This is a genomic window from Nitrospira sp. ND1, from assembly GCF_900170025.1.
Classification (GTDB): Bacteria; Nitrospirota; Nitrospiria; order Nitrospirales; family Nitrospiraceae; genus Nitrospira_A.
The window spans coordinates 560,838-579,597 of record NZ_FWEX01000005.1 but is presented as its reverse complement, the minus strand read 5'-3'; the positions used below and the strand labels follow the sequence as shown (position 1 = coordinate 579,597).

The window sequence follows — 18,760 nt, the reverse complement described above, 5'->3', positions numbered from 1 at the left end:
CTTCTCTCGTCATGAGTGAGTGATGCCGAGTCCGGTTGCACGGCTGTGAAGTTGTTTCAGTGCGCCGGGCACGTCCTCGGGGCTATCGATGCGCAAGGAACCGTGGGTGGTTTCCCACACGCGGATACGCATTCCGTTTTCCAAGGCGCGCAGTTGTTCGAGTTTTTCGGCCTCTTCCAAAGTCCCTGTCGGCAAGGCCGTCAGACGTTGCAATGTTTCCCGGGTATAGATGTACACGCCCAGGTGAATGAAATGCAGTCCCGGCACCGCAGCCCGCTTAGGATCGTCCCGCACCAACGGAATCGGCGCGCGGGAAAAATACAAGGCATAACCCTCGCGATCGGTAGTGACTTTGACCACGCCCGGGTTGTGGAGATCCTGATCGGAATCGATCTGTCGTTTCAAGGTGCCCATCGTGGCCTCGCTGGCCAGAAACGGCTCGACCAGGTCGGTGATGAGATCGGGATGGAGCAGGATCTCGTCTCCCTGCAGGTCGACGAAACAGTCGCCGGTGCGGCTGTCGGCGACGGCGGCGACGCGGTCGGTGCCGGTGCGATAGGGCTCCGTCATCATCACGACCTGTCCGCCGAAGCGCTGCACAGCCGTTTTGATGCGCTCGTCATCCGTGGCGACCAGAACGTCATCGACCGTGCGACAAGCCTGTGCCTGCTCGTAGACATGTTGGATCATCGGTTTGCCCAGCAACTCGACCAGCGGTTTGCCCGGGAATCGTGAAGAACCGTACCGGGCTGGAATCACCACCGTCACCGAACGTTTCACTTCAGTTCTGTCCCAGGGCATCCGTGAGTTGCGCGGCCGTAACCGTAGCGGTACCGATCATGCCGACGACGACCCCGGCGGCTTGGTTGGCAAGCACCGCTGCGTCACGCATGCTTGCGCCCGTCGAGAGCGCCAGCGCGAGTGTTCCGACGACGGTATCACCGGCACCGGTGACATCATAGACCTGTCGGGCGCGCGTGGGGATATGCCAATGGTCGCCATGAGCCTGGTACACACTCATCCCGCGTTCACCCCGCGTCACCAAAACGGTTTGGCATCCCAATCGCTGCCGAAGAATCGTACCGGCTTTTGTAATCGCCTTGTCGTCCTCCCCTTGCACGCCGGCAGCCTGGGTGGCTTCGAGATGATTGGGGGTGATGACGGTGACACCTTTGTAATAGCTGAAATGTTCCACCTTGGGATCGACCACGATGGGAATTTTGCGCTGCCCCGCCAGTCGAGTCAACTCTGTCATGAGCGACGCGGTGACGACCCCCTTCGCATAGTCCGAGACGACCAGGCAGGAGAGTTCTTTCAAGCGCGATTCCACATACCGGAGAATGCGCCGTTGCAGCAGGGCCGAGAGTTCCGTGCGGCGTTCGACGTCATAGCGAACGATTTGCTGATTGTGGGCGACCACCCGGGATTTTCTGGTCGTCGGCCGGCTCTGGTCGATGACCACGCCGCCGCGGCCCTGCCGGCGCCCGCCCAGTTCTTTTAAGAGCAACCGCCCGCTTTCGTCGGCACCGATCACGCCGCAGATATCCGCCTGCCCGCCGAGTGCGAGAATGTTGTTGAAGACGTTGGCTGCGCCGCCCAGCTTGAGGGATTCCGATTCAACGTGGACGACCGGCACGGGCGCTTCCGGAGAAATCCGGCTCACCCGTCCCCAGACGTAGTGGTCGAGGATCAAGTCCCCGATCACCAGCACTTTGGCTTGGGAGAAACGTTGGACGTAAGCGCTGAGTGCGACGTGATCAAGCGTCGTGTCCTCGCCCGGTTGCCCGCTCGACGTCCCGGTCTGTCCGGTTCGCCCTACTGGATGGCTTTTCCTAACCTTTCCCATCGTACCCATTCCGTCCATGATCCTTGGCCGCTCCACGACCAGTAAATGCGAAATGCTTTGCCGCGCACTTTTTCCGTGCGGACATAGCCCCAGAAGCGACTATCGAGACTATGGTCCCGATTGTCTCCCATCACGAAATACGCGTCCTCCGGCACTGTCACAGGGCCGAAATTGTCGCGCGGACTGATGCGCCCGTCGTGCACGGGGGGATCAGTGTGTTGCGTGAAGGCATGGTCGTCGAACGGCATCCCGTTGATGTGCACGACTTTATTCCGCACCTGAATGGTATCGCCGGGAAGACCGATGACGCGTTTGATAAAGTCCTTATCTTCGTCTTCGGGAAACCGGAATACGATGATATCGCCGCGCTGGATCGATCCGAAGGGAATGAGCGTCCGTGAGGAGTAGCAGGTGACCGGCGGAAACCCCGGCTGAATCTTGCAGTCGGTCGGCCATTGCAGGCCATAAGACAGTTTGCTGACGAGAATATGATCACCCACCAGCAGCGTAGGAATCATCGAGCCGGAGGGAATCTTGAAGGCCTGCACTACGAAGACGCGAATGGCAAAGGCCAGCAACATCGCGATGATGATCGCTTCCGCGTATTCTCGCAGGATCGACTTGTGGGCCGGCTGACCGACGGCGACGACCGTGGGGGCATGGGTCGCTTGTTCCGAGGGTGCGGGGGGCGTTACCGGTCCCGTCGTTGAGGAGCTGTCGTCGGGGCGTGGATTGGGGTCGAGACTCATTCCTCGCCCACCTTCAAGATGGCCAGGAACGCTTCTTGGGGCACTTCCACCCGTCCGACCGCTTTCATGCGTTTTTTGCCTTCTTTCTGCTTGTCCCAGAGTTTTCGCTTGCGCGAGATGTCGCCGCCGTAACACTTTGCGGTGACATTCTTTTTAATGGCGCCGATCGTTTCCCGCGCGATGATCTTGTTGCCGATCGCCGCCTGGATGGCGATTTCGAACATCTGCTTGGGAATCAGTTCTTTCATTTTTTCCGCGACCTGCCGCCCGCGCTGATACGCCCGCTCTTTATGCGTGATGAAGGACAATGCATCGACGGGCTCACCATTGAGCAGAATATCGAGGCGCACCAGTTCGGATTCCCGATACCCGAGGAGTTCATAGTCGAGCGACGCATAGCCCTGCGTCTTCGATTTCAACTTGTCGTAGAAATCGAGGATGACTTCGTTGAGCGGCAGCTCGTAGCTGATCACGACGCGGGTGGGATCCAGGTAGTGAATGCTTCGCTGGATACCGCGCCGCTCCTGACACAATTGCAGCAAGGTGCCGAGATACCGCTCCGGTGCGATCAGCGTCGCCAGGATGAACGGTTCTTCGAACGAGGCGATCGAACTGGGTTCAGGAAGTTCCGCCGGGTTATTGAGTTCGAGCACATCGCCTTTGGTCGTCAGGATCCGGTAGATGACGGTCGGCGCGGTGGTGATGAGCGTCAATCCGTATTCGCGTTCCAACCGCTCCTGAATAATCTCCATATGGAGCAGGCCGAGGAAGCCGCAACGGAAGCCGAACCCGAGGGCGAGCGAGGTTTCCGGCTCATAGATGAACGACGAGTCGTTCAAGCGCAACTTCAAGAGCGCATCCCGCAGATCTTCATAACGAGCGGTGTCGGTGGAATAGAGTCCGCAAAACACCAGCGGTTTGACTTCTTTATAGCCGGGAAACGGCTGCTCGGTCGGGTGTGCCGCCTCGGTCAACGTGTCACCGATCTTGACGTCGGCCACTTCCTTCATGTTGGCGCAGAGGTAACCGACCTCCCCGGTCATGAGCTGGGTGCCCTTGGTCCGTTTCGGCGTAAACTGCCCGACCTCGGTGACTTCGAACAGCCGGTCGTTGGACATGACCTTGATTTTCATCCCGGGTCGCACGGAGCCGTCGATGATGCGGGTGAGGACGATCACGCCCTGGTAATTGTCGAACCAGGAATCGAAAATCAGCGCCTTGAGTGGCCGAGTCGGATCGCCGGACGGTGGTGGGATGCGTTTGACGATCGCCTCCAGCACTTCCGGAACACCGCGTCCTTCTTTGGCGCTGACCAGCATGGCATCGCTGGCGTCCAGGGTGAGCACATCGGAAATTTGCTGTTTTGTGCCCTCGACGTCGGCGCTGGCGAGATCGATCTTATTGATGACCGGAATAATCGTGTGGTGGTTGCCCATGGCCAGGTTGACGTTGGCGATGGTCTGCGCCTGCACCCCCTGCGTCGCGTCGACGAGCAGCAGCGAGCCTTCACAGGCCGCGAGGCTGCGCGACACTTCGTACGTGAAATCGACGTGACCGGGCGTATCGATCAAATGCAGTAAATACGTCTTCCCGTCCTGAGCCTTGTAGCGGATGGCCACAGCGTGCGCTTTGATCGTGATGCCGCGCTCACGCTCCAGGTCCATCGCATCGAGGATCTGCTCCTTCGCTTCTCGCGCAGTGACTGCGCCGGTTGCGTCGAGGAGCCGGTCAGCGAGGGTCGATTTACCGTGATCGATATGGGCGATGATCGAGAAATTTCGGATGAGACTTTGCAAATCCTGGCTCATGTTCCCCAAAATCGGTTCATTATAGTGACCGCTCCCAAGGTTGTCAAAGAAATCGCCCGCCGTTATAATCCGCGCGCGGCGCGGGATTTTGCGTCGTCGATGCGATCGTGCCGCACGAGTTGTTCTGTATTCTCCTGTCATCATGACTCGACCATCCAAGCGCCTTCCACTTGCCGCCTGGGACCATGCCTATCTGTGGCATCCGTTTACGCAGATGCAGGAATGGGAGCAGGAGGAGCCCCTGATCATCCACAAGGGCAAAGGTTCCTACCTCATCGATACGGAGGGCCGAAAGTATCTCGACGGCACGTCGTCCATCTGGGTCAATATTCACGGTCACCGGCATCCGCGATTGGATCGCGCCCTCACGACGCAGCTTGGGCAGATCGCGCACTCCACGTTTCTCGGCCTGTCCAATCCGCCGGCCATTAGTCTCGCGCGGGAATTGATCCGTCTCGCGCCCAAGGGACTTCGACGGGTGTTTTATTCCGACAACGGCTCCACGGCGGTCGAAGTGGCACTGAAGATGGCGGTGCAATACTGGCAACAGCGGCAGCCGTCCGTAGGACCCAAGAACTCCTTTCTTCATTTGAAACTGGCCTACCACGGGGACACGGTTGGTGCCGTCAGCGTGGGGAACATCGAGCTCTTTCATGCGCGGTTTAAAGCCCTCCTGTTTCCGACGCTCGAGGTGGATCCGCCCTATTGTTATCGTTGTCCGCTGCGCCTGACGTATCCCGCTTGTCGCATGGCCTGCATCGATCCGCTGGAGTCGCTGTTGAAGGCCCGTCATCGCGAACTGGCCGGGGTCATTCTCGAACCGCTCGTGCAAGCGGCGGCGGGGATGTTGACCGCGCCGCCCGGATACCTCACCCGCGTGCGTGAGCTGTGCACGAAGTACAACGTGTTGTTGATTGCGGATGAAGTGGCGACCGGCTTCGGTCGCACGGGCAAAATGTTCGCCTGTCAGCATGAAGGTGTGACGCCGGATCTCATGGCGATCAGCAAGGGCATGACCGGCGGATACATGCCTTTGGCAGCCACCCTGGCGACGGAGGAGATTTATCGCGCCTTCTTGGGACGGTATGACGAATGGAAAACGTTCTTCCATGGGCATAGTTACACGGGCAATCCGCTGGGCTGCGCCGTGGCCCTGGCCAACCTCGACATCTTTCGTCGCGAGAAGACGCTCCTGCACGTTCGAAAGCAGACCAAATTGCTCACGCGTCTGCTGCGTCCGATGACCTCGCTGAGTCATGTGGGCGAGATACGGCAATGTGGTTTGATGGTCGGAATCGAATTGGTGCAGGATCGCACGACGCGCACTCCCTATCCGCTTGAAATGCGTATCGGCCATCGCGTGGCCCAGGCCTGCCGGAAAGGCGGGCTTCTGATGAGACCCCTCGGCAACGTCATCGCACTGGTCCCTCCCCTCTCTACGAGCCCTCAGGAATTGACTGAGATGGTGGCAATTTTGCACAGCGCCATCGTTGATGTGACCGAAGGCAGTGCATCTCCGGCGTAGAACGTCCCGTCATTACGGCTGATTCCTGCCTGCTGGAACGCGGCGTCACGCGTTCGCCGATGAACATCCCTCGACGGTTTTTGTGCACCCACGCCGGCGCCCGGGCGGCTGAGAATCGAGTGCTAGACTTGATTTCATGCTGCGCCACGACATCCTCTCGACGGATTTTTCAGCATGACACGCCGTCTGATGTCGTGGGGCTGGCTCCTGCTTGTGGCCCTCCCGTTGACGGCTCAGGCGGAGGAGGCCCAGCAATCGGATCTCCTCCTGCAACGGATTCAGTTCACGGATACCGCCCGCGAGTCCGGTTCATCGGCGATTCCATTTTCGATCGCGTCTCCGGTGCTGCACGCCTCTTTTCAAACCACCTCCTTTGCGCCGCCGACCGCGTCGACGCGTTTGAAAGACCTGGTTCCCGATTCAGAACGGCCGCAGACGAAAGGCGTGGTGGCCGCGTCGACATTCTTCAAGGGGCAGCTCACGACGGAAGGCGAGGTGGCCAACAATGCGACGAACGATGCGGGTATTCCCTCTCGCATCGATCAGCGGGATGACGGGACCAAACGGATGGTGCGCATGGCGCTAACGGGCACGAACGGTCAGTTTCGCTACGGCATCAACTATCGGTCGGCCGGCAAGGCGTTCTTCAATTCACCCGATCAGACGGTGCGTGAAATGTGGGGCGAATGGGGGATGGGGATTGCCAAGCTTCGAAGTTCCTCCGGTCAGACCTGGAATAATGTCGACCTGGATCCTACCCGGGCACGGATTCAACACACCTTCAATCGAATCGGTCTCGCGGTGGCCAAGACGGCTTGGCCCGAACTCAGTCTGACCTATACACGAAGCGCCCTCGCGAGCAGTTTCGACCCCAGTGGGTCTATCCCGCAACGGAGTCAGAGCAACAGTATGGAAGCCGCGCTCTCCTATACAGGGCTCACGTGGAACGCGCGGCTCTCATCGAGCTATATCCTGACGAACGACGAGACGCGAGGGGGCTCCCAATCGACCGCCTTTGCCCAGACCCTGGTGGCGACCTATCGGCCCATGAACACCCTGACCCTTGCTCCCACGCTGAGCTACCGGACAGAGACCCAGAGCTGGTCAGGCGCGACGATTCAGACGCCCATGGCGTCCCTGTCGTTGCTGTACAAACAAAGTCAGCGGCTATTGGTCAGTGCGATGGGAGGGTATACAAGCACCAGTTCGAGTGATGGACTGATCGATACGAACAGCATCGTGGGCAAGGGGATGTTTGCGTTGCATCTAGCCCCGATTTACGGCCATCCCACGACGATTTCTCTGGAAGCCGCCTATACCAACACGACCAATCGGACTGTGGCAGGGCTCGATACCGAGGATCTCTCCGGGCTCGTGCGTATTCTGGTGGCCTCTCTGTAGCCCCCTCCCCCAAGTCCTGCTTCGCTACGCTCCACCGGCTGAGGTGTCGCCAGCCGCGAGGTGATTGGTGGTCGACGGCGTGAGCAAGATTCGTTCGCCGGTCGTCAGCCCCTCTCGAATCGTCACCTGATTACCGATCACGCTGTCGATATTGATGGCGCGTTCCTCAAGCCGGCCGGCGTCATGCTGCACCACCACCCATTGTTTGCCGGAGCGTTCAAGGATCGCCTGTTTCGGGATGACAATCTTCGGGCGCATGGTGTGGCCCGCGATGGTCACTCGTGCAAACATTTCCGGTTTCAGGCGACGATCCACGTTCGACACGGACGCGCGAATTTTAATGGTGCGCGTGGCCGGATCGACCACATCGCCGATCACGCTGATCGTGGCGGGAAACTCGATGCCAGGGTAGGCCTCGACGGTCATGGGCGCGACCGCTCCGACACGAATCCCCGAGAGGTCATGTTCATACACATCCGCGACGACCTGCAAACGGTCGAGATTGGCGACGGTAAACAACGGCGTGTCCGAAGCAGGGCCTACAATTTGTCCCGGTGTCACATTGCGCTCGACCACGGTTCCCGTCAACGGGCTGCGCAGTTCGAACCGTGACGTGATTTGTTGTTGCGCAAGCGGCTTGCTGAGTTCGGCCGCCGGCACGCGCAGAGACAGGAGCCGTCCTTTCGCCTGCTTGAATTCAGCCCGTTCCCGGTTCAGATCGTTCTCCGCATGTTCCAGATCCTTCAGGGACATGGCTTGGGCGTCGTACAGGTCCTTCGTCAATTCGTAGTTGCGTTCGGCCAGTCCCAGCTCGGATATCTCCTCGACATAGGCGGCGTAGGCGGTGGCGATGTCGGCCGCATCGATGACCATCAAGATGTCGCCGGCTTTGACGGCTTGGCCGAGTTTTACCCGCACATCCAGCACCGGTCCCTGGAGAGGGGATGAGATTCTGGAAAACCCATCCTCGGCATAGGTCACTCTGGCCGACAGGGTCAAGGCCGGAAGCGAGGGCGGAGTTTCGATCAGCATCGATTGAATATCAGGTTGGCGGCTGGCGACGACCGGCGGTTGAACGGTTTTCGACGACGGGGCGGGTGGATCAGGCCGCGTACAGCCAGTCAACGTCAGGCCGACAAGAATGAGCGACAGTTGGCAGAGCAGTTGTTTCATGGCATTCCGTTTTCGCTGGTCCCGTATCGGTCGTCTTGTCGCAGAAGGCAAGCGCATGACAGCGGTAGACATCGGCTGGTCGGCTTGAGGGGGCCTGCTCCGTACAGATTCACTCATGATTCCTCGATGCATGTTGCTGAAGGGGCAGGAGCAGCCGGCTAGGACGAAGGGGAACGTTGTGATCCGAACGGTCTGCGGGCAGATACGCAAGGAGATCAGCATGTTCCGGGAAGACCAACTCATTCGTCCCGGCCTACTCGCCAACTGTGTCATTGAAACATCGACGTCTTTTGCCTGTCAATCGAGGCGACCGCATGTCTGGCGGGATGGGCTGTTTCGGTGACCGGCGAGTGATGTACTCAGCAGAGTTCGATCCGCTGGCCGCGGTCGACCTTCAAGCGGTCGGCAGCGCGTCCTTCCTTCAGAAATACTTCCACATATCCGTTGCTGTTGATCAGGGCCTGGGGGGTATCGGGCGAACCCTCCGCGTAACTTCGCACCATCCCGTCGATTGTGATCCCGCCGATGCGGATATAGGGCTCGGGGCGTTTGGTCAGACCACGCACTTCCTTGAGGTGGTAGGCCGTGAGATTGGAGATCAGATTGCCGAACCGATCGATGTAGAGAATGTGTCCCGCCATCACATGTTTGTCCCATGCCGGTTCCGCAATCGGGAGGCGTTCGTAGTTCGGCACGAGTCGCCCGAACGAGCCTATCGGTTGGCCTTTGGTCAACCAGGCGGCTGCCGGCGCGAAGAGATCGCGCCCATCGAACGTCGCCCCGTCGGAGTCCAATCGATACTGACGGTTCTCAATCTGTCGCACTTCGACGCTCTGTTCTTCCTCATAGATGTGGGTGAACAGACCGTTGTCCGGTCCGATGAAGACATAGCGCGACGACGACACGAGCAGCGGCCGCCTGGTGCCGCCGACGCCGGGATCCACGACGGCCACATGGATCGTTCCGTCCGGGAAATAGCGATAACAGGACTTGAGAAGGTACGCGGCATCCGCCACATCGTGCGGCGTGACCTGATGGGAAAGATCCACGATCCGGGACTGGGGATTGATGTTGAGGATGACGCCCTTCATGCTGGCGACGAAATAGTCGCGCTCGCCGAAATCCGTCAGCAGCGTGATGAGCGGGATCGTTACCGGCATGACAAAGACCAGACCCGGATGCTGGAGGGTGGTTCAGGACAGATTGAATGGTGTGGCGGGATCAGAGTCGACATCGGCGGCTATAATTCTTCGAAACGGATTTCCATTACTTCGTACTCGACGACCTTCGCGGGCGTGGTGACTTCCACCATGTCCCCTACCCGCTTGCCGATGAGGGCGCGTCCGACGGGCGACTGGACGGAGATGCGGGAAAATTTTAAATCGGCCTCATCCTGCCCCACGAGGGTATATTGTTTTTTGGCTTGCGCCTCCTGCTCGATCAGCACCACGGTGGCGCCGAACACGACCGTTTCGCTGGTGCGCCCCGCAATGTCGATGATCCGGCAGTCGGCCAGTTTGCCCTTCAGCTCGGCCAGCCGCGCTTCGATAAAGCCCTGGCGTTCCTTGGCCGCGTCATATTCTGCATTTTCGCTGAGGTCGCCATGCGCACGAGCTTCCGCAATGGCCTCGATCACCCGCGGTCGTTCGACCTTGTGCAGTCGGTCCAATTCGGCTTTCAGCGCTTCGTATCCTTTTCTCGTAATCGGTGTCGGCATATCTTCCCCCCGATGACCATTGAAACCGGTTTTTCGTATTGCGTGTCGGTGGTCTTTCCGGTCGCCCCGCATCCAGGAAGGCAGTTGATGTTCGACCGCCATCCTGGAACCTGTTGTCAATTGCCTGTTTGCTTGACGCTTCGCTCAATGCACCCGGTGATACTCCTGCAACGCTCGAATGGCAAGCCCCTTTTTCAATAAGGCTTCGATCCCCATGACCGCAGCCAGGGCTCCGCGCATCGTGGTGTAGTACGGCACGCCCTTGTGCAGGGCCTCGCGTCGAATGGACAGTGAATCGGTCTGAGCCGAAGCGGTACGCACTGTATTGACCACCAATGCCACCTCGCCGTTCTTGATATGATCGACGATGTGCGGCCGTCCTTCCTGGACCTTGTTCACCACGTCCACGCACAGGCCTTGTTCGCTCAGGTACAGCGCAGTGCCCGATGTGGCCGTGATACGGAAGCCCAGCGCCACGAGCCGCCGCGCGACATCGAAGGCCCCTGCCCGGTCTTCGCTCTTCACGCTGAGGAAGGCGGTGCCGGAGGTCGGCAGAATGGCACCGGCGCCGGCCTGGGATTTGACAAAAGCCCACCCGAAGTCGCTGTCGATCCCCATGACTTCCCCGGTGGATTTCATTTCTGGGCCCAGGAGCACATCCACGCCTGCGAACTTCGTGAATGGGAACACGGCTTCCTTCACTGAGAGATGTGTCGGCGTCGGAGCGGTGGTGAAGTTCAGCTGCTGTAGCGACTTGCCGACCATGACCTTCATCGCTAATTTGGCGAGCGGGATGCCGATCGCCTTGCTGACGAACGGCACGGTCCGTGAGCCGCGCGGGTTGACCTCCAGGACATAAATCGTCCGGTCCTTCACGGCGAATTGTGCATTCATGAGACCGATGACACCGAGTTCCAAGGCGAGCGCCGTCATTTGCCGCCGGATCTCTTCGATGATCGTCGCATCCAGCGTGTAGGGAGGCAGCGAACAGGCCGAGTCGCCCGAGTGAACGCCCGCTTCCTCGATGTGCTCCATGATGCCGGCGACGACCACGGTCGTGCCGTCGGAAATGGCGTCCGCGTCGATTTCGATGGCATCGCGCAAGTATTTATCGATCAACACCGGATGTTTCTCCGATGCTTTGACCGCCGTGTTCATGTAGTGGAGCAATCCCGCTTCGTCATACACGATCTGCATCGAGCGTCCGCCGAGCACATACGACGGCCGCACCATCACGGGATAGGTAATCTCTGCGGCGATCGTCAACGCTTCTTCGACGGAGTGGGCCATCCCGCTCTCGGCCTGACGCAACCCGAGTTTATCGAGTAACTCACGGAAGCGGGCGCGATCCTCCGCCCGGTCGATCGCATCCGGACTGGTGCCGAGAATCCTGACCCCGGCGCGGGACAGGGAGAGCGCCAGTTTCAAGGGTGTCTGTCCTCCGAATTGCAGGACCACACCCATCGGCTGTTCCCGCTCCACGATGTTCAGCACGTCTTCTTCCGTCAACGGCTCGAAGTAGAGACGGTCGGAGGTGTCATAATCCGTGCTGACCGTTTCCGGATTGCAGTTGACCATGATGGTTTCAATCTGCTCTTCCCGCAGGGCCATGGCGGCGTGCACACAGCAGTAGTCGAACTCGATCCCCTGCCCGATCCGGTTCGGTCCGCCGCCGAGAATGACGACTTTCTTTTTGTCGGTCGGCCGGGCTTCACATTCCCGCTCGTAGGTCGAGTAGAGATATGGCGTATGGGCTTCAAATTCGGCCGCACAAGTATCGACCCGCTTGTACGTCACGCTCCGCGGCTGAGCCCCTTGGCTCAGTGTCCGCCGCCAGCCGCGAACGGTTTGTTGTTCCACTCCCAGGAGTTGAGCCAGGCGCTGGTCGGAGAATCCCAGTTCCTTCGCCTCGATCAGAAGATCAGGCCGCAGACCTGTGGCGCCGAGTGTCGCCCGTTCCGCGACGAGTCGGGCCTCGAAGTCGATCAGTTCACGAATCTGCTCCAGAAACCAGGGGTCGATCTTGGTGAGCGCGAATAATTCCTGATTGGGCATGCCGAGGCGCATGCCGTCGGCCAGCCGCCACAGCCGGTCGGGTAGCGGAGTGCGCACCGACTTGCGGACCTGCTCCATGGCCTCTTCCCGGTCGAGGCCGGGCGGCACCGCGAGATCCAGCCCCATCTTCGAGCTGAATCCGAATTGATCGACTTCCATGGACCGGATCGCTTTCTGCAGCGATTCCTTGAAGGTGCGTCCGATGGCCATCACTTCGCCCACCGACTTCATCTGTGTGGTCAACGTGGGATCGGCTCCGGGGAATTTCTGAAAGGCAAAGCGTGGAATCTTGACGACGACGTAATCGATGGTCGGCTCGAACGAGGCCTTCGTCACACCGGTGATGTCGTTCGTGATTTCGTCGAGGGTGTACCCGACGGCCAGCTTGGCGGCGATCTTGGCGATGGGAAATCCCGTCGCTTTCGACGCCAGGGCCGAGCTTCTGGAGACGCGCGGATTCATCTCGATGACGACCATTTCGCCGTTGACCGGGTTCAGGCCGAACTGGATGTTGGCTCCGCCGGTGTCGACGCCGATCTCACGAATGATGCGCACGGCCGCATCGCGCAGCATTTGATATTCTTTGTCGGTCAAGGTGAGGGCCGGGGCCACCGTAATACTGTCGCCGGTGTGCACCCCCATCGGGTCGAGATTCTCGATCGGGCAGATGATGACCACGTTGTCCTTCAGGTCGCGCATCACTTCGAGTTCGAACTCTTTCCATCCGATGACGGACTGCTCGATGAGTACCTGGCGGACCGGGCTCATGGACAGGCCCCATTCCACCTGCGTCCGGAATTCTTCAATGTTGTAGGCGATATTGCCGCCGGTGCCGCCCATGGTAAACGACGGTCGCACGATCGCCGGGAAGCGGATCCGTTCCAGTTCACGCTCGGCCTCGGCCAGGGAGGTTGCCACACCGCTGTCGGGTACCCGCAGGCCGATTTTCCACATGGCCTGTCGGAAGGCATCGCGATCCTCGGCCTTATGGATGGCCGCGATCGACGCGCCGATCAATCTGACGCCGTATTTTTCGAGGACACCACGCTTGGCCAGACCGATGGCGGTGTTCAACGCCGTCTGTCCACCCATGGTGGGGAGGAGCGCATCGGGCCGTTCGCATTCGATGACCTTCTCGACCACGTCCAGCGTGATCGGTTCGATATACGTGCGGTCCGCAAAATCCGGGTCGGTCATGATCGTCGCCGGATTGCTGTTGATCAGGATCACGCGGTAGCCCTCTTCCTTGAGGGCCTTGCAGGCCTGCGTGCCTGAATAGTCGAATTCACACGCCTGCCCGATGACGATGGGGCCGGAACCGATCAGAAGAATGGAGCGGATGTCTGTCCGTCGTGGCACAATTGACCTCAACTCAAGAAGTTAGCCGGTCGGCAGAGGCGCCTCGGGCATGGGCCCCACCGGTGGCCGGTAGGGTTGGATCGGTCCGGACGGGATCGCCGGGACCTTTCCTGCGGGATGATAGTGTTTCATGGCGTCCGGGATCCAGGCCTCGATCTGATTGATACGAGTCACATCGGACGGATGGGTCGAGAGAAATTCCGGAATGGCCTGCTGCGAGCGGAAACAGAGTTTATTGATCATGGCGCGCGGACAGCCGCTCATCCGTTCCCAGAAGGCGACCGCTTCGCGCGGGTCGTACCCGGCTTCGGCCATCAAGCGCAGGCCGATGAAATCCGCTTCCGATTCCTGCCGGCGGTCGAAGGGCAACGACACTCCGACACCGTAGACGGTCATGGCCGCCATGGCCGCATCCGGGCGACCCGCGGCCGCGCCGGCGCCCAAGGCCGCCAATTGTCCGATCTGTTCGAGCACGCTGCGACTCATCCGTTCCGCTCCATGGCGCTGCAGGGCATGCGCGACCTCATGGCCCATGACGGTCGCCAACCCGTCTTCAGTTTTCGTGACCTTCAAAATTCCGGTGAACACCGCCACCTTGCCGCCGGGAAGCGCGAAGGCGTTGATCGTGCGATCGTCCTGAATAACCGCGAACTCCCACTGATACTCAGGCTTATTTGCCGCCTTGGCGATGCGATTCCCGACCCGATGCACCATTTCGTTGAGCTCCGGATTGTCGCTCAAGGGAGCCTGCCGGAGCACTTCTCGAAAGGCCGAGAGGCCCATCGCCATTTCTTTTTCTTCCGAAATATAGATGAACTGTTCCCGCGCGGTGCCGGGCGCCCGCTGGCAACCCGCGAGCGATTGCATCAGGCCTGACGCCGCACCGAGCCCCAACGTCGTCGAAAGGAGATAGGCGGCGCGGACTCCCAGCGCCAGGGCCGCCCGTCTTCCCATCGGGGTGTCGAGTAGGGTGTCGATTGAATGTCGGCCTGATGGATGCATCATGTCCACTCCATTCAATCAGCACCAGGCGCGGGATGCAACTCACCGTCTCAGGGCATCCACAGATACATGAACTGCGGAGACCCGCCTCGCACGACCGAGAGCACATCGATGTTCGCCAGACTGGCCAGGCTCGGCGCCGGCGCCACCAAGCGCGAGTAGACATTGTTCTGGTATTCGCCCGGTCTGCGATAGGTCACCACTCGCGCTTCCGTCAGGCCGGCTTTCTTTTTCGCCAGCTCGATGGCGTCCTCGAGATATCCGATGTCATCGACCAGCCCGGAGGCTTTCGCCTGCTCGCCGGAATAGATCCGGCCGTCGGCCAGCTTCCTGATGGTCTCGCCGTTCATGTTCGGGCGACCGTCCTGCACGACCTGGAGGAATCGCTGGTAGAAGCCGTCGATGACGCCTTGGAATATCGCGCGTTCCTCCGGCAGCATCGCCCGGAAGGGCGAGCCCATATCTTTGCGCGGTCCGGAGGTGACGGCGTTGGTCTCCACGCCGACCTTTTCGAGCAGCCCTCTGGCATTGACGGTCAACATGATCACACCGATGCTGCCGGTGACGGTCGACGGATGAGCGAGCACGGTATCGGCTGCAGCCGCAATGTAGTACCCGCCGGAGGCGCCCACATCCATGATGGAGGCCACAATCGGAATCTTCCGGCTGGTCTTGAACGACTTGAGTTCGTGATAAATGATGTCGGAGGCCGTGACGGTGCCGCCCGGACTGTTGATCCGGAGCACGACGGCCTTGATGCGCTCATCCTTCGTGGCCCGCTCCAGCTCTTCTTTCACGGTCGCGAGCATGCCGGGTGAGGAATAAAACCCGTCCTTATTTTCGGAGCTGATCACACCCGACACGTCCATCAGCAGGACTTTGTCTTTGCCCGTCCCGCTGACTTTATGCTCTTCAAGCGCGCCCGGTCCCGGCGGCAGATTGATCGTGACACAGGCAGCCTGCATCAAGGCCAGGACAAGCACGGCAACCGCGGTACAGAGATGCCAAGGGCTGAGGGCCTGTCCGACTTTGCGGTTCATGTCGAGGCGACGAAGATGCGGCCTCGCATTTAGCTGCAGATCGTTCGCCACAGCAGACAGGTCAACGTCGGGCAGGCTCCTATGCATAATGTGTCTCCATCAACGCGACAAATTGTTCGAAGAGATAGGCCGAGTCGTGCGGGCCCGGTGCCGCTTCAGGGTGATACTGGACCGAGAAAACCGGGCGGTCCAGACACATCATCCCTTCCACCGATCCATCGTTGAGACTGGTATGGGTCAACTGCACGCGCCCGAACGGCGTGTCCACAATCGGCATGGCCTGTCCTTGCGCCGGTGCCCCGATCGGAAAGCGCACGGCGAAGTTATGATTCTGTGAGGTGATCTCGACCTTTCTTGTCCGGAGGTCGATGACCGGGTGATTGGCGCCATGATGGCCGAACTTCAGTTTGTAGGTGGAGAAGCCAAGCGCCAGGCCGAGCAATTGGTGACCTAAACAGATGCCGAAAATCGGCAACCGGCCGATCAGTTCCCGAAGCGCGTCCATGGCATAAGGCACCCCTTCCGGGTCCCCTGGGCCGTTCGAGAGGAACAATCCCTGAGGATTGAGCGCCAGCACGTCCTTCGCCGGGGTGGATGCGGGCACCACGGTGACCTCGCAGCCGACATCGACGAGCCGCCGGAGAATGTTCTGTTTGACGCCGAAATCATAGGCCACCACACGCCAGGTTTTTCGGGCTGCCTGCGCGGCGCCGGGCTCGGGCATCGTCAGCTTCGGCGCCCAGTCGCCGGTTCCGGCTGTCCAGGTGTAGCGTCGCTCGCAGGTCACCGTGGCGGCCAGATCCCGTCCGATGATGCTCGGCGCCTTCCGCGCCTTGTCGGCGAGGCGACGCGGATCGAGATCGATGTGGGAAATCACGCCCGGCTGGGCGCCCTTCTCCCGCAGATGTGTGGTGAGGGCTCTGGTATCGATGCCCTCGATCGCCACGATGTTCGCGGCCTGCAAATATTCCTGAAGCGTAGCCTTGCTGCGCCAGTTGCTCGCCAGGCGGCTGGACTCCTTGACGACGAATCCTTCCGCCCAGATCCGGGTGGACTCGATGTCTTCCGGTGTCACGCCGTAGTTGCCGATGTGAGGACAGGTCATGGTCACGATCTGTCCCCGGTAGGAGGGATCGGTCAACACTTCCTGATAGCCGGTCATGGCCGTGTTGAACACGACTTCGCCTCCGGTCTCCCCTTCTGCGCCGAGGGCCCGTCCTTCGAACCAGGTGCCGTCGGCGAGCGCAAGAATCGCTTTCTTCAAGATGACTCCTTATCGAGGGACCCAGGATCGTACGCGCACGGTCAGCAGCGCGATTCCGAGTCCGACATTTACGATATACAAGGCCCGTACCGGTTTGTGCAGTTGAAAGAATGCTTCGAACGCCGCTTTCCGCGCTTCCTCTCCTTTGGAGGCAAAGGCCTGTGCCTGCAGGGCCGCCGCCTGGGGATGTAGCACAAACGTGATGACTCCCGCGGTGAGGAGCATGGCTCCGAGCAACAGCCATTCGGTTCTGGTGATCTCGCCATCCGCCAAGCCCCGCTGGACCAGCCAGGCCCGCCACAGGACTCCCGAGGTCAGGATTGCCGCCGATCCGAGCACCAGACGGTTGTACCCGTCGAAGGCGCGGGTCAGAAAGAATCCGCCGGTGTCCTGCCCGCCGAACGTATTGAACACGGCCGGGATGACGGCGGCAACGAGCACCAAGAGCCCACCGATCCAGACCGCCAGGGCCAGCAGCTCACAGGTAATACAGGCGATCAGTCCTTGGCGCACCGTGTCGAATCCCTATGCCTGTCGCTCTGAGCGATCGAGTTCGAACACGACACGACCGGAGACGATGGTGGTCGTCACCCGTCCCTTCACCTTCCAGCCGGCGAATGGTGTGTTGCGGCTCTTGGAACGAAACCGTGACGGGTCGACTTGCCACTCCCTGTTCGGATCGACGATGGCGACGTCGGCCGGCGCGCCGACCGCCAGGGTTCCGGCATTGAGACTGAACGCTTTGGCCGGCGCGGTCGCAAGTTTATCTACCGCGGATTCGAGCGTGAGCACCCCTTCATCCACCAGGGCCAACGTCAGGGAGAGGGCGGTCTCCAGGCCCACGATGCCGAAGGGCGCTTCGGTGAACTCCTGCTGCTTCTCTTGGGTCGCATGCGGGGCATGGTCGGTCGCGATCACGTCGATGGTTCCGTCGCGGAGTCCTTCCTTGATCGCCTGAACGTCCTGCATGGTCCTCAGCGGAGGATTCATCTTCGCGTGGGTGTTGTACCCGCGTGTCAGTTCTTCGGTCAGGGTGAAGTGGTGCGGGCAGGCTTCAGCGGTCACCTTGAGGCCGCGCGCCTTGGCTTCCCGCACCATACGCACCGAGCCGGCGGTGCTGATATGCGCGAGATGAAGGCGGGCGCCGGTCAGTTCAGCCAGCGAGACATTGCGGGCCACCATGACATCTTCCGCCGCGGAGGGAATGCCCGGCAGGCCGAGTTCGGTCGAGACCAGCCCTTCGTTCATACACCCGCCCTCGGACAGGTGCAGATCTTCGCAGTGGTCCACGACCGGCACGTCGAAGGCGCGCGCGTATTCCATGGCGCGTCGCATGACGAGGCTGTTCATCACCGGCTTTCCGTCGTCGGAGATGGCGACACAACCGGCGCGGCGCAGATCGCCGATTTCCGCCAGTTCTTTGCCTTCCGATTTTTTTGTGATGGCGCCGATTGGATAGAGGTGGGCGTTACCCGCTGCCTTCGCGCGCTCGAGCATGAATTCGGTGACGGCCTGATTGTCGTTGACGGGATTGGTGTTGGGCATCGCGCAGACGGTGGTGAATCCACCCGCGACGGCCGCAGCCGTTCCTGACTGGATCGTCTCTTTATACTCGAAACCCGGTTCGCGGAAATGCACGTGGAGATCCACGAACCCCGGAAGCACCAGTTGGCCCTTGGCTTGAATGACTGTCGCGCCGGCCGGCGCAGTAAGTGCCGGTCCGACTGCCGAGATTGTTCCGTTTTCGATCAGGACATCCGCCACGCCGTTCACGCGTCCGGGATCGATCACATGACCGCCTTGAATCAGTAGTGTCATCGT

15 protein-coding genes are annotated in these 18,760 nt (G+C 60.3%); 2 read left to right on the top strand and 13 right to left on the bottom strand.

What is annotated here, in order from left to right; genetic code table 11:
- Window positions 1-9: 9 nt before the first annotated feature.
- The 4 genes from kdsB to lepA are packed head-to-tail and all read right to left on the bottom strand — an operon-like array spanning window position 10 to window position 4,403.
- Window positions 10-801 carry a 3-deoxy-manno-octulosonate cytidylyltransferase gene (gene kdsB, locus NSND_RS02825; RefSeq protein ID WP_080877515.1) on the bottom strand — a complete coding sequence of 264 codons (792 nt, stop codon included), beginning with the start codon at window positions 799-801 and terminating at the stop codon, window positions 10-12.
- Entirely contained in the window at window positions 782-1,855 is a 1,074-nt protein-coding gene (rfaE1, locus tag NSND_RS02820; protein ID WP_200810464.1) for a D-glycero-beta-D-manno-heptose-7-phosphate kinase, read from the bottom strand. The genes kdsB and rfaE1 overlap by 20 nt, the downstream gene beginning before the upstream one ends.
- Entirely contained in the window at window positions 1,816-2,595 is a 780-nt protein-coding gene (gene lepB, locus NSND_RS02815; protein WP_080877844.1) for a signal peptidase I, read from the bottom strand. The genes rfaE1 and lepB overlap by 40 nt, the downstream gene beginning before the upstream one ends.
- Window positions 2,592-4,403, bottom strand: coding sequence for a translation elongation factor 4 (gene lepA, locus NSND_RS02810; RefSeq protein WP_080877514.1), 1,812 nt, complete (start codon window positions 4,401-4,403; stop codon window positions 2,592-2,594). Before lepA ends, lepB begins: the two co-directional genes overlap by 4 nt.
- A 142-nt stretch (window positions 4,404-4,545) precedes the next feature.
- Between lepA and bioA the strand changes: the two genes are divergently transcribed.
- Window positions 4,546-5,928, top strand: coding sequence for an adenosylmethionine--8-amino-7-oxononanoate transaminase (gene bioA, locus NSND_RS02805; protein ID WP_080877513.1), 1,383 nt, complete (start codon window positions 4,546-4,548; stop codon window positions 5,926-5,928).
- Window positions 5,929-6,102: 174 nt separating this feature from the next.
- Entirely contained in the window at window positions 6,103-7,329 is a 1,227-nt protein-coding gene (locus NSND_RS02800) for a hypothetical protein (protein ID WP_080877512.1), read from the top strand.
- 24 nt (window positions 7,330-7,353) lie between these two features.
- Here NSND_RS02800 and NSND_RS02795 read toward each other — a convergent pair whose 3' ends face one another.
- The 9 genes from NSND_RS02795 to NSND_RS02750 form a co-directional block, all read right to left on the bottom strand.
- Window positions 7,354-8,502, bottom strand: coding sequence for an efflux RND transporter periplasmic adaptor subunit (locus NSND_RS02795; RefSeq protein ID WP_080877511.1), 1,149 nt, complete (start codon window positions 8,500-8,502; stop codon window positions 7,354-7,356).
- Window positions 8,503-8,861: 359 nt separating this feature from the next.
- Complete coding sequence (locus tag NSND_RS02785) at window positions 8,862-9,662, bottom strand: SAM hydrolase/SAM-dependent halogenase family protein (RefSeq protein WP_080877509.1); 801 nt, start codon at window positions 9,660-9,662, stop codon at window positions 8,862-8,864.
- 80 nt (window positions 9,663-9,742) lie between these two features.
- A complete protein-coding gene (greA, locus tag NSND_RS02780; RefSeq protein WP_080877843.1) occupies window positions 9,743-10,219 on the bottom strand; it encodes a transcription elongation factor GreA in 477 nt (158 codons plus the stop codon).
- 144 nt (window positions 10,220-10,363) lie between these two features.
- Window positions 10,364-13,633 carry a carbamoyl-phosphate synthase large subunit gene (carB, locus tag NSND_RS02775; protein ID WP_080877508.1) on the bottom strand — a complete coding sequence of 1,090 codons (3,270 nt, stop codon included), beginning with the start codon at window positions 13,631-13,633 and terminating at the stop codon, window positions 10,364-10,366.
- 21 nt (window positions 13,634-13,654) lie between these two features.
- Window positions 13,655-14,638: a M48 family metallopeptidase gene (locus NSND_RS02770; protein ID WP_235000142.1), complete on the bottom strand. Its 984-nt coding sequence runs from the start codon at window positions 14,636-14,638 to the stop codon at window positions 13,655-13,657.
- Between the two features lie 47 nt (window positions 14,639-14,685).
- Window positions 14,686-15,762, bottom strand: a complete 1,077-nt coding sequence (gene sppA, locus NSND_RS02765) for a signal peptide peptidase SppA (RefSeq protein ID WP_080877506.1) — start codon at window positions 15,760-15,762, stop codon at window positions 14,686-14,688.
- Window positions 15,755-16,939 (bottom strand): glutamine-hydrolyzing carbamoyl-phosphate synthase small subunit, encoded by a 1,185-nt coding sequence (carA, locus tag NSND_RS02760; RefSeq protein ID WP_080877505.1) that lies wholly within the window; start codon window positions 16,937-16,939, stop codon window positions 15,755-15,757. The genes sppA and carA overlap by 8 nt, the downstream gene beginning before the upstream one ends.
- Before the next feature lie 9 nt (window positions 16,940-16,948).
- Complete coding sequence (locus tag NSND_RS02755; protein ID WP_080877504.1) at window positions 16,949-17,452, bottom strand: DUF4149 domain-containing protein; 504 nt, start codon at window positions 17,450-17,452, stop codon at window positions 16,949-16,951.
- 12 nt (window positions 17,453-17,464) lie between these two features.
- Entirely contained in the window at window positions 17,465-18,757 is a 1,293-nt protein-coding gene (locus NSND_RS02750; protein ID WP_080877503.1) for a dihydroorotase, read from the bottom strand.
- Between the last annotated feature and the right edge of the window lie 3 nt (window positions 18,758-18,760).

What these genes read in the sequence shown, in the direction of transcription:
- NSND_RS02800 (WP_080877512.1), top strand. Translation starts at nt 6,103, where the DNA reads ATGACACGCCGTCTGATGTCGTGGGGCTGGCTCCTGCTTGTGGCCCTC.
- rfaE1 (WP_200810464.1), bottom strand. Translation starts at nt 1,855, where the DNA reads ATGGGTACGATGGGAAAGGTTAGGAAAAGCCATCCAGTAGGGCGAACC.
- lepA (WP_080877514.1), bottom strand. Translation starts at nt 4,403, where the DNA reads ATGAGCCAGGATTTGCAAAGTCTCATCCGAAATTTCTCGATCATCGCC.
- NSND_RS02750 (WP_080877503.1), bottom strand. Translation starts at nt 18,757, where the DNA reads ATGACACTACTGATTCAAGGCGGTCATGTGATCGATCCCGGACGCGTG.
- kdsB (WP_080877515.1), bottom strand. Translation starts at nt 801, where the DNA reads ATGCCCTGGGACAGAACTGAAGTGAAACGTTCGGTGACGGTGGTGATT.
- sppA (WP_080877506.1), bottom strand. Translation starts at nt 15,762, where the DNA reads ATGCATAGGAGCCTGCCCGACGTTGACCTGTCTGCTGTGGCGAACGAT.
- bioA (WP_080877513.1), top strand. Translation starts at nt 4,546, where the DNA reads ATGACTCGACCATCCAAGCGCCTTCCACTTGCCGCCTGGGACCATGCC.
- NSND_RS02785 (WP_080877509.1), bottom strand. Translation starts at nt 9,662, where the DNA reads ATGCCGGTAACGATCCCGCTCATCACGCTGCTGACGGATTTCGGCGAG.
- greA (WP_080877843.1), bottom strand. Translation starts at nt 10,219, where the DNA reads ATGCCGACACCGATTACGAGAAAAGGATACGAAGCGCTGAAAGCCGAA.
- lepB (WP_080877844.1), bottom strand. Translation starts at nt 2,595, where the DNA reads ATGAGTCTCGACCCCAATCCACGCCCCGACGACAGCTCCTCAACGACG.
- NSND_RS02795 (WP_080877511.1), bottom strand. Translation starts at nt 8,502, where the DNA reads ATGAAACAACTGCTCTGCCAACTGTCGCTCATTCTTGTCGGCCTGACG.
- NSND_RS02770 (WP_235000142.1), bottom strand. Translation starts at nt 14,638, where the DNA reads ATGATGCATCCATCAGGCCGACATTCAATCGACACCCTACTCGACACC.